Here is a 15532-nt window from a genome sequence, read left to right on the forward strand (position 1 = left end):
TTCATATAGTGACGGCAGAGGATTTTGGTAAGTTTCCTACTGCCTTAACTGTGGGGAGTTGACGAAGGAATAATTATGAACACTTCAAAGCAACTTTCACGTCGAACATTTCTGCGAGGTTTAGGTGTTAGTATTGCCCTACCCTGGTTAGAAGTGATGGGACCCGTTACATCGTGGGCAGCTGCGCCCACAAGTGCAACGCAGGCAGCTCCGAATCGGATGGCATTCCTCTACGTGCCTAACGGAAAGATTATGGAGGATTGGACACCGAAACAGGTAGGGGTTGGCTATGAGCTCACAGAAATCCTGAAGCCGATTGAGAATGTGAAGGACAAGACACTGGTACTCAGTGGTCTAACGGCTGATAAGGCACGCGCCAACGGCGATGGCGGCGGCGATCACGCCCGTGCTATGGCAGCCTTCCTGACAGGCGCGCAACCCCGTAAAACCGACGGTGCGGATATCCATGCTGGGATTTCTGTTGACCAAGCAGCAGCATCGCATATCGGTAAGCAAACTCGTCTCCCATCGCTGGAACTCGGAATTGATCCGGGTTACAGATCCGGAAATTGCGACTCTGGTTATAGCTGCGTCTATTCATCAACGCTGTCGTGGCGATCCGCGACGCAGCCGCTCCCTAAAGAGGTTAATCCCAAACTCGCCTTTGAACGACTGTTTTCCACTCTGCCAGATGCCCAACGGGCAGTGCGTGACCAACAACGAAAAAGTATCCTTGATTTTGTCATGCAGGACTCAGAAGCCCTGATCCGTCAAGTCAGTGGAAACGATGTCCGCAAGCTTGATGAATACTTCTCCGCCATCCGGGACATTGAATTGCAAATTGACGCGGCCGAAAAGTTTCCGCCGATCGAAAGCCCCGATTATACCGCACCAGAGGAGATACCCAAAGATTTTCAAGAACATGTCCGCCTCATGACAGACCTAATTGTACTCGCCTTCCAGACAGATGTGACCCGTGTCGTGACCTTCACGTTAGCAAATGAAGGGAGTAATAAGTCGTATCCGGCTGTTAACGTCACTGATGGGCATCATTATTTGTCGCATCACCAGGGTGATGAGGAGAAAATAGAAAAAATCCGTAAAATCGATATTTTCCATACGCAGCAGTTGGCATACTTCTTGGAAAAACTGGACGCAACCGTCGAGGGAGATGGTTCACTGCTGGATCACTCAATGATTTTGTATGGCAGTGGAAACGCTGATGGCAACCGACACAGCCACCACGACCTTCCGATTCTACTTGCTGGGTCGGGTTGTGGCACGCTTAAAACGGGTCGGCATATCCGTTATCCGAAAGAGACCCCTCTCAATAACCTCTGGCTGTCAATGCTCAACCGCCTGGATGTCAATTTGGCAAAATTAGGCGATAGCACAGGCAGTCTGACAGATCTCTCCTAACACCACAGTTTCCGATATTTGGCTGGCGAGGTTTCCCAACCTCGCCATTTTTATTTTTCATCTCTCGCCACCCCTCAACTATTCAACCCATAGATGTCAATTTAGGGGTTTTGTGCTCTCGTAGGTTGGGTTGAACGGCGTTGAGAGGGCAGATGTCGCGGAGCCAAACACATCTCAAATCCAAGAGGCTGCGATATACACTCAAGGACATAGAAACCCAACTTCATACCCTCAGAATTGTCGCCCTTTACAACAAAAGCGTTGGGTTTCACTCGGTCTCTGGCGAATGCGGTACGTCTGGAGAAAAGTTGTTTTTTCTCTGATTTTTACGGTTTTGATGGAATCCGTTCAATCCAACTTACGATACTACTACGACGCAGTTTTTTCTAAAATTGACACCTACAGTGCAGTTCCAAACCGGACCTAATGTCTGTATAAATTTATCATACTGTGAATTTTTATCGCGTTGAATTCTCGCCAAATTTTCACCTCATCACCAACATTTTCCCGACAACCCATCCAAGATAACAAGGTCCCACCACTTTCGATCCACTTCAAAGTGTGCTATCAGTCATTCAAAATACGAGTAGCAGATTTCCGAAGTCTCAAACCCATAAACCCAATGATAATCTGGGTTTATCGTAAAATATCATTACTTTGGAAAAATTATTTTGATAATGGGTTTCATTATCAAAATAGGAGTATGTTCGCAAATGAGGTTAAAATGTCATAGGACGCAGAACGTATTTTGATACGGGAAAAATGAATTACCAATCCTTGAAGGGAAATATGCGCGTTTCGGTTGCCATGCCGTAAAAACTCCACAGACTGCCCGCCACGAACTCACCGAGAATTAAACCGAGGAAGAACGGAGCTGCTTTCCGATGCAGCTGCAACCCACCTTGCTTGATAATCAACCATTTCGCGACTGTGCTTATCACGAGCGAAATCCAGAGCCAGTTCATACACCAATCCGCTGCCCCGGAAACAGCATAACCGACAGCGTGGAAGGGCCACCAAAAGAAACGCATCCGTAAGAACATCAAGAGAAATGTGAATCCCATCCCGATGCCCATAAATGTTACTTCAGGAATATTCGGTCCTGTTGGAAAGTTAAGTTGTTGTTGCAACCGATTGAAAGGATGGCGTGCAAAACCACCACCTGTACCGAAATGATATGCGTCGTGAAGATATGCCCAGAAAGAACCGATCGAACCGACAAGTACCGCAAGGAGCATCACCCACACCAAAGGTTTAGGATTAAACCGCGCCCGGGAAGCAAGTTGGAACCCTTCTAACTGATGCGGCATCGGATGGCTGCGGTGCGCACGATTGAAGAAAAACAGAAAAGAGAGTGCTGTCAGGTTCGACCCACCCATGCCGCGCGACCCCAGAATCGCGGGTAAGGCATAATCAGGACCCATGAAATGAAGATCGTGCGCAGGGGCACCGGATTCTACGCGCATTCGTGTGATCCCAGTTGACAACGCGAAATACATCGCGAAAAACGCAATGCCGAGCGAAATACTGATACCTATCTTCACAGAAAAAGCGATGAGATAGATACACCCTAACACAATACCAGCGATAGCAGTTCGGTACCGCATCGGTTCAACGGATTCATCAAGGCTTGAGCGTCCTGTGGTTATCTGTTTAAAGACTTCAGCGAGGTACTTACGACTTGCCCATACCGCAAAAATTGCGAGTCCCAGATACGCGCCTAACGATTGTTGCCGGTCATAAGGAAATCCCGGTAACCCACGAACCCCAATGATTGCGCCTCCCACCCGCTGCATCTTGCGAAATAGATAAAAGAACCAACAGGAAAACGACAAATCCAAGGGCATAAAGAATCCGAGTCCAATGACGAATGGATAGATAGAAAACGGTGTCCAACCGATAGCGTTCCACGGCTTTTCCGTGAAAAATTGGCTGATATTCCGAAACCGAACACCAATGATCGGGATCGTCGGGAAGAGGTAACTAAACCCGTTAATTAAATTCAGCAATGAAACGAGAATAAACGCCGTCCAAAAGGGTCTACTTCTGAAGAAGTTTGCACCGCTGTCGCGCGTCATTTCTAAAGGGAGCTGAATAATAGGGTAGGCGAGTTTTTCACGTTCAGTCCACTGCTTCCGAAGCACAACGTTGATGCAGAGCATCACAAACACAAGCACGACGATGAAACTCGTCCACCACAAGGTCGGGCCGAGCCAAGCTTGTAGCACTTCTGTGCGATAGAGCGTCGTTTGTCCTTCATAGAACCCTTCTAAAATCCCCTTATCTTGGACTGTTCCCCACGACGGCATGTATCGGTAGAGAAGTTCCCGCCATTCGTTTTCAGGGGTATCATACCAGAAAACGTGTCCGATCATCGGGATAAGCACTTGTGTGTGGTCGTGGGATGCGATGGCACTCGCCATACAAAGCATTACATAGATGACAAGCAGTTCGCCGTGCGTTAATGCCCACTGTTGGTTTATTCGGCGTACAAGTAGATTGAGGAGGGTAATCGTAAACACGAAGAAGACTGCATTGAAAAACAGCGACATCGTCGTCGGAAAAAGCCCCCACCAGACCATTTCCGTGTACATAATCCAATAGCAGTTGATTGGGATGAGGATCAGTGATAAAGCAACAGATTTTAGCGTGACACCACGAGTTAAAGCCTGGGGCATTCAGTTCTCCTATTGTTTCCTCAATTCCATCGCTGCTTGGAGCATCTGTATAATTTCCAGATGTTGTTTTGATTCCGCCAATGTTAGTGCAGTGTCACCCCGCTTATTTTTCAACGTGACATCTGCGCGATATTCAAGCAGAAGCTGGACAATTTGTGAGTGTCCGCGCCACGCCGCATACATCAACGCGGTTTCACCTGTCCGGTTTTGGGTATTGACGATTGCACCTTTCTCAAGCAATCTTTTGGTTATCCGCAAGTTTCCTGTTTTGTGGACAATGAAAATTAAGGGGGTATTGCCGTTGGCATCTGTTATGTTCACTTCTGCCCCGTTTTCAACCAGAAACGTTATGACCTCAGCATGTCCCTTTTCCGCTGCGATACCCAAAGGTGTTCTACCCAAGGCATCTTTTAAATTTACATCTGTGTTTGTGCCACGGATACCTGTAACATCGCCTGTCCACGCGGCTTTGAAGAGCGTATCCTTAGCCGTGTCCGCAAATTCAGAAATGACGTGTTCCCGATTTGCCGGAAGATTCTCAAAGACCTGTACAACACCGCTCTGCCATCGCACTTCAAGTCTATCGACCTTTGTGTTGGTACCCAATCCAAAATGAAGTCGTGCGTCATGGCTGGAGAGATAACTCGCGCCCGGGTTGATCTCCCGGACCTGTGTGTGTCCGCCCGCCGTTATAGCCACACGCGTCCCGATTCCCTCTCGGTTACTGATAACACCGACAGTCTTAATCCGCATCCAGTTGTGTTGTGCTTTGGTCTCATTCCGCAGTAAGGTTACGGGACCGTTAGACTGCGTGACAAGCATGTCAACATCGCCATCGTTGTCGTAATCGCCGAAAAGTGCACCGCGGCTTACCGCTGGACTTTGAAAATAAGCACCAGCATGCGGCGAAACCTCCTGAAATGTGCCATCTCCTTGATTACGGAACATTTGATCCGGTTGACGATATGTTAGGATGTCGTGCGTATCTTCAATGTTATTAATGATATGTCCATTGGCGACGAAAAGATCAAGCCACCCATCCTTATCGGCATCAAGGAAACCTGTACCGAACCCGACGAACAGATAACTCTCTTTACCGAGACGTGCTTCATAAATGACATCTGTGAACGTTCCATCGCCGTTGTTGCGGTAAAGTGCGTTGGTTTCATAAGAGAGGTTCGTGACAAAAATATCCTGTAACCCATCCCCGTTGTAATCACCAGCGGTAACGCCCATACCGGCTTGGGCCACGCCGTTGAAACTATAAGCACACCCAGCAAGAAGTGAGATTTCACTGAACGTGCCATCACCGTTATTATAAAAGAAATCGTTTCGGGTATCGTCATTGGCAACGTAAAGATCGGGCGCGCCGTCGTTATTGAAGTCTGCAGAGACAACACCTAACCCTTTTCCATGAAACAACCCACCAACACCGCCAACACCAGATTCTTCGCTGACATCGGTAAACGTCCCATCCCCATTATTGCGATAAAGTGTGTCCGGTGCCCCTTCAAATAGCGAGGGATGGCAATAGGTCTGTGCGCCATCTTCCTCTCCACAAGGTAAATAGGGAACATCTAATGAATACACGAGATAATTAACAACGAACAGATCAAGGTACCCGTCTCGGTTGTAATCGAGAAAGCATGCGCTACTGCTCCACGCTGGATCACCGACGTTTGCGGAGGCTGTGACATCGGTGAATGTGCCGTCGCCATCGTTGCGATAGAGGACGTTGGCTCCAAAGTTAGTTACGTAAAGATCGACATCCCCGTCGTTGTCGTAATCCGCGCACGCTGCACCCTGCCCATAGTTTCCTCGGTTGCCAACGCCTGCAGTTGTCGTGATGTCAGTGAAAGTTCCATCACCCTTGTTGCGATAGAGCGCGCTTAATGCATCATGTACTGGCGGTGATTCTTCCCAGTAACCGCTGTTAACGAGATAAAGATCCAAATCACCGTCGTTATCGGCATCAAAGAACGCACCACCGGCACCGAGAGTTTCGGGCAGATGGTATGCACCTTCAGCTCCATTGATATGTCTGAAACTGATACCCGCCTCCTCAGTTACATCAACGAATTCAATCGCTGCAGATGACAGCAACGGTAAAGCACATACAAAGAGGACTATCAGGTAGCGGACGTTTTTACTTTTCATGTGAGGGATTTGCATCTCTGGCGAGTCGGAATCCGATGAAACTCGTGCCGATCGCTGGGTGTTGACCGATTCGCGTGGAACATCGCGCAAGCACTTCCGGATTCAGCCACGAACCGCCTTTCACGACACGCCGACTCCCAACTGCTGGTCCTTTCGGGTTCCGATCAGGACTGCGACGGTAAAAGGTTTCTGAATACCAGTCAGATACCCACTCCCAAACATTGCCTGCCATGTCATACGCGCCATAAGGACTTACCCCTGTGGGATACGTGCCGACGGGTTGCAGCTGCGTCCCCGATTGCTTCCAAACATTCGCGTGGACGGTTACGTTTTTGATGCGTTGTGTAAAGGTATTCCCCCAGGGCCATCGCCTTGCTTTCACGCCGCGTGCCGCCTTTTCCCACTCTGCTTCGGTGGGCAGTCGCATGCCGCGCCATCTCGCATAAGCGACAGCAGAATCATAAGCGACTCCGATGACAGGGTGATTTGGTCTTTTTTCTGCAATGTGGGGCCAGGTGCCAAATTCACCACCATAACTGACAGGCGTATGTTCACTATCGGTTCCACCGCTCTCGACCCAAAATGGATAGTATTCGGCGTTGGTTACCTCCGTTTTACCGATATAATAGGCATCCAGATAGATTTTATGTACGGGTGCTTCATTTGGTAAATCCTCCGCACTCCCCATTGTAAAAGTACCAGCAGGGATGAAGCACAAGTCAAATTCAGCCCAGGCGTAAGGCAGGAATGTAAAAAGAACATAAAATAGAATGAAAATATTGCTATTATTGAGAAGTGGATTTTGACGTAAGACGTTCATATTCTTTATAAGTTTTCTCGGCTTCTGACTGTGCGCCAGCGAGCTCATAAGCTTTAGAAAGATTCAAATAGAAACGCGGTTCATCAGGTTCTAACTGGATAGCCATTTCATATTGCGCAATCGCTTCAGTATACGCCTCTAACATCAGACAAACCCCACCGAGACTGTTGCGGTAGGTAGCAACGTTCGGTTTATGCGCAATTACCTTCTCATACATTGTTTTCGCTTTTGGATAGTCCCGTCGCTGAAAGTGAACATAACCGAGTGCTTCATAGCCACGCGTCTCTTGTGGTGCGAGGGTGACGGAACGTTCCAAAGATTGCGTTGCCTCGTGCCACAGCTGCCGCTTCAGTTGGATCCTCCCCAGTCGGTACCACGCGTCGGAATTGTTGGGGTTCCGCTGCACAAACCGCTTAAGATGGGTCAACTGCTCTTCCTCAATAGACAGCACCTCAAAACGTTGTAAACTTTTCCGTGCTATTTCTATCTCTCCAATACGGCGATACGCAGTACCCAAACTAAAATACGCCTTCACGTGGAACGGATCAATTTCAATCAATTCTTTGAAACTATTAATAGCAGATTGCCAAGCTTCTTGTTGCAGAAAGGCAGTACCGAGCGTGTAGTACGCCATCAGCGAGGTCGGATCGAGCTTAATAGCATGCTGAAGTTCACTGATAGCAGCATCGGTTAGATTATCACGAAAATAGGCAATGCCTAATAGTGTCCGCGCGCGTGCATGATGGACATCTATGGCTACTACTTTCTGTAGGATTTGTGCAGCCTGCGCAGTGTCTCCTAAGTGAATTAGGAGTACATCAGCAAGTTCATAATACGCCTCAATATAGTTTTCATCTGCAATTGTCGCCTGTCGAAACGCTTCAGCCGCGGCATGGATCTCCTCGGCACCTTTATAAATCAAGCCCAAAACGCAGTGTGCATCTGCTAAAGACGCATCCAGTGCTACGGCTTCCTCTAAAGCGGTTTGTGCTTTTTCCCGCTCTCCGTGAGTGAGTGCGCGTAACCCAACGTCATACAGCCGTGCCGCTTCCGGATGATACCGCGGCGCGCTAATCGCAAGCAGTGTGTTGAGAAATATGAGAAACGTGAGAGCGAATTTGAATAGTTTCATATACACAAACTATTTTATCTTAAATTTCAACCGGTGTCAATTTTCTAATTGCAAGGTCTTTCACATACGGTTTTCAAAGAAAGTCATTTACTATATGCGATTTTTCGTTAATTCCATGCGCGCTTAAATTTAACTTGACAAAACAATGTATAATGGTGTATAATAATTACGTGTAATTAAATTATATGTATTTAATGAAAAGGAGATTTTCAATGTCAGAATTTGATGCGAAACACGGAAGAAAAAAGCACCGTGGAAAACACCGAAGAGGAGAGCACAGAAGGGATAATGTCGTGATGGTCAGAGTAGACGAAGGAGATCTCACTCGGATTGATGAACTTGTGGAATCCGGGCAATTTAGCAGTCGCTCTGAGGCGACGGCGTTTCTCATCAGTGAAGGCATCAAGTCTAAGCAGGAGATGTTCGATAAGATATCGGAAAAAATTTCTCAAATTCAGAACTTAAAAACTGAGCTTGGGGCGATGATTGCCGAAGACACAAAACCATCCGAAACTTAGGTTATATAGGACTTACGCAATTTTCTGATAACTATCTACCTCCCGCACACCGCTGACGAGGTTTGAAACCTCGCCAGCAAAGGGTGCTGCGTAAGTCCAGTTATAGAAAATACACGTTTAATCTGTGGAGGATTGATTTATGCGCGACTCGATGCGAGGTTTCGACAGCGGAAGGTCATCTCGGCGGCGGATGCATCATTATGGCGGAAAGCCACGCTTCCGAAAGTTAGACCATGAACCTCTGTCGACAACGGAAGATGTACCTGAACTCCTGAAAGATCAGGCAGAAGCACTACTTGAAACGGGCGAAGAGATCAAGATTTCTGTTTCGACGGATCTACGTTTTGATGGGACATACGGACAGGATTGGTTGTTAATTACGAATAGACGGCTCATCGCTTTCAATCAGAATGGTGTTATCGGGCACGACCTGCGCGAGGTGCCGCTCTCATCCGTCAAAGATGTCGAAATTCTGGAGATGTACGGGAATAATATTCTCAAAGTGAGTACTGCGGACAACGCTTTTGAACTATCGCGCTACTCAAAAAGGTTAACCCCAAAATTCACTCGTGCTGTCTCGGAACTGGAAGGGTTGGTTTCACAAACGGGAGCGAATTCAGACGGTAGACCCCCTGGTGGACATGGGCGCGGTAGACGTGGACGGGGTCCAGGTGGAATGTCCTCTGAAGCGAAGGGACGCTGTGAGAAGTGCGGTCAACCTATTCCGAGTTGGTCAGATGTCTGTGTCAATTGCGTCCAGAGTGGAAAACTCATCTTTCGACTCATGAAGTACGCCGTTCCGCTTTTGTATGTCGTTGTGCCTGCATTTCTGCTGATGATGCTCATCCGGTTTGTTGGGGTCTATCCGCCGATCCTCGGTAAAGAATTGGTTGACACTATTTTGAAACCGGTCGAAACTGCTGTTAGTTCGGGACAGCCTCTTCCCGAAACGACGTGGGGGCACCTCCAAGGGACCGTCAATTTTTTGGGCGGGTGGTTTGAAAACATACCGGCTGCCGGTACCTTTGGGCATCTCATTGGGCTTATTCTACTCATGGTAGGGGTTAGGGTTTTTACTCTGGTAACTTCATCTGTGCGCGGATATATGATGGCATGGGTGGGTCAGAATATCACGAGACGGCTTCAGAACGAGACCTATGAACATTTAAACGCGCTCTCTATTGATTTTTTCCATGAACGAGATACCGGAAACTTGATGTCGAGGATCACGCACGATGTATCACGACTCCGGGATTTCATCGCGAGTGGGATACAAGATATTATTGGTGATTCTCTCACAATCATCTTTATGTGTATAATCATGTTTTCTTTTAACTGGCAACTTGCGCTTTGGACGCTGATACCTATTCCGTGTCTTATCTTTTTCACGATCTTTTTCGGGAAAAAAATGAGCAAGGTGTACCATGTTTTATGGAAACGTTATGCGAACATTAGCACGATTCTCGCGAGTACGATTCCAGGGGTCCGCGTTGTCAAGGCATTTGCCCGCGAACGCTACGAGATAAGCCGGTTTAACGATTCGACCTATCAGGTATTTACGGGTGAGATGAACGCGGCGAAACTTGGAAGCCTTTACCGTCCGATTATGGAGTTTATCACCTATTCCGGTTCTATTTTGATTTGGTTAGTCGGGGGATGGCAGATCTTCCAAAACGATATAACCCTTGGCACGCTATTTATGTTCCAAAGTTATATGATGCAGTTTTTTTCACCTGTATCTACTCTCTGTCAGATGAACGAGAGGTTTATCCGAGCAGGCACCTCCGCCGAGCGTGTGTTTGAAATTATGGATACACCCCCGAGCGTTGCTGATAAAAACGATGCAGTAGCCCTTAGAAATATCCGTGGTGCTGTTGAATTTAGAGATGTCTATTTTTCTTACGATGGCGAAAAAAACGCGCTCAATGGGGTTAATTTTACAGTGGAGCCCGGTAAAATGATAGGGTTGGTTGGGCACAGTGGTGCAGGAAAAAGTACGCTCATCAACCTGATTACCCGTTTCTACGACCCGAATGATGGGCAAATAGTGATTGATGGTTACGACAGTCGTGATATTCAGGTTAAGGCGTTACGGCAACAGATCGGCGTAGTTTTACAAGATCCGTTCCTGTTCCAAGGCACGATAGCAGAGAATATCGGTTACTCAAAGCCGGGGGCATCTCGGATGGAGATCATTGCTGCTGGGATGGCAGCAAATGCCCACGATTTTATCATGAAATTCCCCGATGGTTACGATACAACGGTAGGGGAAAGAGGGGCACGGGTTTCTGGTGGTGAACGACAGCGTATTTCTATCGCACGCGCAATTTTAAAAAATCCGCGCATCCTTATCTTGGATGAAGCGACTTCCTCTGTTGATACCGAAACAGAGTCAAAGATCCAAGAGGCATTGGAACGACTCATCCAAGGCAGAACAGTATTCGCTATTGCACACAGGTTGTCAACGCTTAAGTACGCCAACCGGCTTGTTGTGCTGAGAGAGGGCGCGGTAGACGAAATCGGGACGCATGAGGAACTGATTGCCCAAGACGGCACATACGCTGGTTTGTGTGAGAAGCAGACTGAATTGTCAAAAATTCGCGCATGGTAATCTGCGTCTAAAAGGAGGGCATATTGATGAAGGAAGCGATTAAGGTTACTGATGGATTAAAGTTCCTTGATGCAAGCGGTGTTAGGCTTGAGCGGAACGCGTTTGAAGAGTTGGTTGTCCAACTTCCAGATGGGTCGATTCGGAAGAGGGTCGAACCGGTCTACGCTTTTCCTGTAAGTGAGACCAGCCGATATATCGCTTTAATGGACGAAGAATCTAACGAGATCGGCATTATTGAGGATATAAAACATCTGCCACATGAGTCCCGCAAGATTCTCGTTGAGGAGTTACAGAGACGCTACTTTATGCCGAAGATTATCAAAATCAACGCGCTTGAAGGGCAGTTTGGAATTACACAATGGATGGTTGAAACTTCGCAAGGGGATGTCCAGTTCAGCTTGCGCAGCCGGTACGATATTGTCACACTTGGAAACGGACGCGTTCTGATTAAGGATGCAGATGGTAACCGCTATGAAATTGAGAACTACAATAAGTTGGACGCGCAAAGCATCGCGCTCCTTGAAACCCAAATGTAGGCACACCACTGGTACGTACGGAGGAGAAAATGAAAAAGCCAATGATGCAGATGATAGTCGTGCTTGTTTTGATGCTATTTTTTGCAGCTGCAACCTTGGTTCTGGGACAACGGCGACGTGCTGCCGAGTCTACGAAAGTTCCCGAAGGCGTAAAAGTGTATCGAGACATCGCTTATGTTGCGGATGGACATGAACGTCAGAAATTAGATCTTTACGTGCCAGAAACAGGGGAAAACCTACCGCTTATTATCTGGATACACGGGGGTGCCTGGCGCGGCGGAGATAAGAAAAATTATATTCGGAGGGAATATCTCAAAGCCGGTTATGCGGGTGCGAGTCTCAACTACCGCCTGAGCCAGCACGCCATTTTTCCCGCCCAGATTGAAGATGTGAAAGCCGCTGTGCGGTGGCTGCGCGCAAACGCAGAGACCTATCGCCTTGATCCAAACCGTTTTGCAGCGTGGGGTTCATCCGCTGGTGGACACCTTGTCGCGATGCTCGGTACAGCAGGCGATGTAGATGAATTTGAAGTGGGTGAAAACTTGGAGGTATCCAGCAGGGTGCAAGCCGTGGTCGATTATTTCGGTCCCACAGACTTCCTTCAGATGGACGCGCAAAGTCTTCCTGATGGATTGGTGCATGATGCGCCTGACTCTCCAGAGTCTCAACTGGTAGGGGGACCTATTCAGGAGCATAAGGACCGCGTTGCGAAAGCGAATCCAATCACCTACGTTTCTGAAGATGATTCGCCTTTTCTGATTATTCACGGAGATCGAGACAAGCTTGTTCCGTATCAACAGAGCGTGTTGTTGAAGGATGCATTGGAGAAGGTGGGTGTACCGGTTACGTTCTATAAGGTGGAAGGCGGCGGTCACGGTTGGTTTAGAGATCCGAAGGTCCCAGAATTGACAAAAGCATTCCTTGAACAACACTTGAAACCGACTCAATAGCGATAGGTGCGTTTTCAACCGCAGCTACATGGCTACTTCAATGTAATTTGGGGATCGTCCGCATACGCAGAATCTATCTGAACCAAACGCTCTAAGATTAGGCAAAACAATCCGAACAGTGTCTTGAGTTGTGCTGTCTCTTCGATAACCCCTGCTCGCTCAAAGTACAATTCATCAACACCTTCAGGAAAATCGGGGCCAAACCAACCCTCATCGTCTTTAATACTGAGGTGAATCCTTGGCTGACTTTGACATAATTCCTTTATCCTACTATTAGCAAGTAGCAGTTTGATTTTTTCCGGATTGTTGGATTTGGTTACAAACTGCTTATCAAAAAACGGATCTCCTATTTCTATGTCCTGCATGCCGAAGAATTTGCCAATCGAACTAAGGAATCCTTGGCGAGAAATCTTGAAATAGAGTCCATCCTTGTTTATAAACGGTGCGCGCATCCGGGTGTAGGTCGTTGACGTTGTTGTGGCTCCAGTGGAAACGATATCCGTGTAGGTATCCAATAGAATTTGCCATTCGCCGTGTTTGTAAATGAGAACATCCGTGCTGCAAAAGCCGCCTTCAATAAATTCGCCACCTATATCCGTGGCAATCTGTGCCCAAATGTTGTCCTTGGAAGAACCGAAAATAGATCTGAGTTTATTCATTTTTTTTCCTTCATAGTATAGATTTTGAAAATAGAAGTTTAGCAAAAATCAAACCAATGGAGAGGTAAGTTAACGTTTCACAGCGACAGAAACGCCATCACGGAGCGGAATAATCGTTGTAAATACATCAGGCGAACTATAGAGGAGACGTGTCAACTCTCTGACACCAATCGTAGCGGCGTGAAACCACTGTTCCCGCTCATCAAGTCCTTCTGGAGGACTACCCGGTTCCTGCGTGACGACGCGTCCACCCCAGATCATATTATCCGTAATAAACAATCCCCCACTTCTAAGTCGTGGAATCGCCTTATGAAACGCTTCAGGATATCCGTCTTTGTCGATGTCATTGTAGATGATGTCGAAATCACCTTGGGTTTCATCGATGATTTCAAGCGCATTACCAACACGATAGTCAATGCGATCTGCAATACCGCCGCGCGCGAGATAGCCTGCTGCGCGATCGGCGTTCTCCTGCGAACCGTCGGTGCAGATGATAGATGCTTCCGGTTTTTGCAGTGCTTTCGCCATCCAATACGCTGAATACCCGAAACCCGATCCCATCTCAAAAATCCGTGTGGGATTGGTCAGCAGCACCAATTGATGTAAGACCCGCCCGACGAGTGGTCCCACGATTGGAAAACGATTTGCGCGTGCATGTGCCTCCATCTCGGTGAGTACTTCATCGCGTTCAGGAATAATATCGAGTAAATAGTCGTCAATCGACGGGTGAAGAATATCCAAACGTTGCATAGATCACTCCTATTTTGTCTGATGATGGATCAGTGCGCTTACAAAGTGCCTACCGAGTTAGGGGATGCCTTCCTCTCTTTTCCACCTTTCAAGTGGGTGTTCACGTGGTGTGAGTGGCATAGGCACGCGAGTCTGACGACGATGCGATTCCCATGTCGCGTGAATCATTTCGAGGCAATCTCGACCGTCTCTGCCGCTTGCAAATGGATATCGGTCTTCCTCAATCGCTTCAATAAGATCGCGTAGCATAAGGCGTTGCAAGAGCAGTCGTATGGATCCCTTGTCTCGCGGGTTTCCTTGCTCGTCAAGGTCCTCGCTGGAAAGGTGCACCGGTTCCCACGCTTCTGCAGGGGTCTTATGTTGTCCTTTGTGGATGAACATCGTTGTGCCTACACTCTCTCGGATGGCAATCCTGCCTTCAGTGCCGATGATGTCGATGCCGTAGGCGTTATCGTTGGTTTGTGGTTGGGCAAGGAACTGCACATCGGCATGGATGCCGTTCTTGAAGCGGAAAGCGGCGTGTCCACGCTCTCCGAGCACAAGCCCTGCATCTCGGTCATGCGGGTGAACTTCTTGGGTATGTTTGATGTCATCGACGGTTGACTCACGTCCATCCATCTGCACGAGGTGTGCGTGCGTCCATTCGACATCGCCGCCGAAGAGGCGCAACCAATCGTAGAGATGTGTGCCCATCTCCATCAGTGAGTTGCCGACCTTGCGTCCGCCTTTGTCGGTTGCCTTCATCAGCACGACATCGCCGATTTCGCCTTTCTCAATCAGCGAAAGGGTATGTCGGTTATATGGGCTGGCGCGTTTGATGTGGTTAATAGCAAACTTGACGTGATTTTGATCGCAGGTTTCGACCATTTCGTCGGCTTCAATAAGGTTTAGGGCAGTCGGTTTTTCACAGAAGACGTGGATGCCGCGCTGTGCCGCTGCAATTGTTGGGGGATAGTGCATCGGTGCCTGCGTTGGGACGATGACGATATCGGGTTGTTCTTCGTCAAGCATCTTTTCGTAATCGTCATAGATGGCTTTGACACCGAATCGTTCGCTCCATGCTTTTGCCCGTTCTGGGTTGATTTCTGCTCCAGCGACGAGTTCACAATTCGTCTCTAATTCTACTGCTTGGGCATGAGATCCACCCATGCCACCCAAGCCGATAATCGCGATACGATAGTTGTTCATGCATGTCTCCGAAGTTTACCAAAAAGAGTGTGCTGGTTTATCCCTATCATAGCAACTTCAGTTTTGGAGTGCAAGAAAAAAGTTGAAGAAAATCCTGTAGGTATAGTTGAATAA

General features: G+C 47.9%; 12 protein-coding genes. 5 read left to right on the forward strand and 7 right to left on the reverse strand.

Going from position 1 to position 15532, the window contains the following annotated elements:
* Nucleotides 1–75: 75 nt before the first annotated feature.
* Nucleotides 76–1419, forward strand: a complete 1344-nt coding sequence (locus OXH39_05155) for a DUF1552 domain-containing protein (GenBank protein MCY3549828.1) — start codon at nt 76–78, stop codon at nt 1417–1419.
* Nucleotides 1420–2186: 767 nt separating this feature from the next.
* On the opposite strand, the gene OXH39_05160 is transcribed toward OXH39_05155, so the two are convergent.
* From OXH39_05160 to OXH39_05175, 4 genes are read right to left on the reverse strand one after another with little or no spacing between them, the layout of a single operon-like run.
* Nucleotides 2187–4097, reverse strand: a complete 1911-nt coding sequence (locus tag OXH39_05160) for a hypothetical protein (GenBank protein MCY3549829.1) — start codon at nt 4095–4097, stop codon at nt 2187–2189.
* A 9-nt stretch (nt 4098–4106) separates the two neighbouring features.
* On the reverse strand, nt 4107–6254 hold the full coding sequence (locus OXH39_05165; protein MCY3549830.1) for an FG-GAP-like repeat-containing protein: 2148 nt from the start codon (nt 6252–6254) through the stop codon (nt 4107–4109).
* A complete protein-coding gene (locus OXH39_05170; GenBank protein MCY3549831.1) occupies nt 6244–7074 on the reverse strand; it encodes a formylglycine-generating enzyme family protein in 831 nt (276 codons plus the stop codon). Before OXH39_05170 ends, OXH39_05165 begins: the two co-directional genes overlap by 11 nt.
* Entirely contained in the window at nt 7040–8206 is a 1167-nt protein-coding gene (locus tag OXH39_05175; GenBank protein MCY3549832.1) for a tetratricopeptide repeat protein, read from the reverse strand. Before OXH39_05175 ends, OXH39_05170 begins: the two co-directional genes overlap by 35 nt.
* Before the next feature lie 212 nt (nt 8207–8418).
* Between OXH39_05175 and OXH39_05180 the strand changes: the two genes are divergently transcribed.
* The 4 genes from OXH39_05180 to OXH39_05195 all read left to right on the forward strand — a co-directional run bounded on the left by OXH39_05180 (nt 8419) and on the right by OXH39_05195 (nt 12821).
* Entirely contained in the window at nt 8419–8724 is a 306-nt protein-coding gene (locus tag OXH39_05180; protein MCY3549833.1) for a ribbon-helix-helix domain-containing protein, read from the forward strand.
* Nucleotides 8725–8863: 139 nt separating this feature from the next.
* Entirely contained in the window at nt 8864–11335 is a 2472-nt protein-coding gene (locus OXH39_05185; protein ID MCY3549834.1) for an ABC transporter transmembrane domain-containing protein, read from the forward strand.
* Between the two features lie 26 nt (nt 11336–11361).
* Nucleotides 11362–11871, forward strand: a complete 510-nt coding sequence (locus OXH39_05190; protein ID MCY3549835.1) for a DUF1854 domain-containing protein — start codon at nt 11362–11364, stop codon at nt 11869–11871.
* A 29-nt stretch (nt 11872–11900) separates the two neighbouring features.
* Nucleotides 11901–12821: an alpha/beta hydrolase gene (locus tag OXH39_05195; GenBank protein MCY3549836.1), complete on the forward strand. Its 921-nt coding sequence runs from the start codon at nt 11901–11903 to the stop codon at nt 12819–12821.
* A gap of 32 nt (nt 12822–12853) precedes the next feature.
* Here the strand turns inward: OXH39_05195 and OXH39_05200 are convergent, their stop codons facing one another.
* From OXH39_05200 to OXH39_05210, 3 genes are all read right to left on the reverse strand, one after another.
* A complete protein-coding gene (locus tag OXH39_05200; GenBank protein MCY3549837.1) occupies nt 12854–13480 on the reverse strand; it encodes a DUF3137 domain-containing protein in 627 nt (208 codons plus the stop codon).
* Nucleotides 13481–13549: 69 nt separating this feature from the next.
* Entirely contained in the window at nt 13550–14230 is a 681-nt protein-coding gene (locus tag OXH39_05205) for an O-methyltransferase (protein ID MCY3549838.1), read from the reverse strand.
* Between the two features lie 57 nt (nt 14231–14287).
* Entirely contained in the window at nt 14288–15418 is a 1131-nt protein-coding gene (locus OXH39_05210; protein ID MCY3549839.1) for a Gfo/Idh/MocA family oxidoreductase, read from the reverse strand.
* Nucleotides 15419–15532: the final 114 nt, after the last annotated feature.

The sequence above is a fragment of the Candidatus Poribacteria bacterium genome, from assembly GCA_026702755.1.
Taxonomy (GTDB): domain Bacteria; phylum Poribacteria; class WGA-4E; order WGA-4E; family WGA-3G; genus WGA-3G.

Excerpts from the sequence above, each read along its gene's own strand:
- OXH39_05170 (MCY3549831.1), bottom strand. The coding sequence starts at position 7,074 with ATGAACGTCTTACGTCAAAATCCACTTCTCAATAATAGCAATATTTTC.
- OXH39_05200 (MCY3549837.1), bottom strand. The coding sequence starts at position 13,480 with ATGAATAAACTCAGATCTATTTTCGGTTCTTCCAAGGACAACATTTGG.
- OXH39_05175 (MCY3549832.1), bottom strand. The coding sequence starts at position 8,206 with ATGAAACTATTCAAATTCGCTCTCACGTTTCTCATATTTCTCAACACA.
- OXH39_05210 (MCY3549839.1), bottom strand. The coding sequence starts at position 15,418 with ATGAACAACTATCGTATCGCGATTATCGGCTTGGGTGGCATGGGTGGA.
- OXH39_05160 (MCY3549829.1), bottom strand. The coding sequence starts at position 4,097 with ATGCCCCAGGCTTTAACTCGTGGTGTCACGCTAAAATCTGTTGCTTTA.
- OXH39_05195 (MCY3549836.1), top strand. The coding sequence starts at position 11,901 with ATGAAAAAGCCAATGATGCAGATGATAGTCGTGCTTGTTTTGATGCTA.
- OXH39_05185 (MCY3549834.1), top strand. The coding sequence starts at position 8,864 with ATGCGCGACTCGATGCGAGGTTTCGACAGCGGAAGGTCATCTCGGCGG.
- OXH39_05155 (MCY3549828.1), top strand. The coding sequence starts at position 76 with ATGAACACTTCAAAGCAACTTTCACGTCGAACATTTCTGCGAGGTTTA.
- OXH39_05205 (MCY3549838.1), bottom strand. The coding sequence starts at position 14,230 with ATGCAACGTTTGGATATTCTTCACCCGTCGATTGACGACTATTTACTC.
- OXH39_05190 (MCY3549835.1), top strand. The coding sequence starts at position 11,362 with ATGAAGGAAGCGATTAAGGTTACTGATGGATTAAAGTTCCTTGATGCA.
- OXH39_05180 (MCY3549833.1), top strand. The coding sequence starts at position 8,419 with ATGTCAGAATTTGATGCGAAACACGGAAGAAAAAAGCACCGTGGAAAA.
- OXH39_05165 (MCY3549830.1), bottom strand. The coding sequence starts at position 6,254 with ATGAAAAGTAAAAACGTCCGCTACCTGATAGTCCTCTTTGTATGTGCT.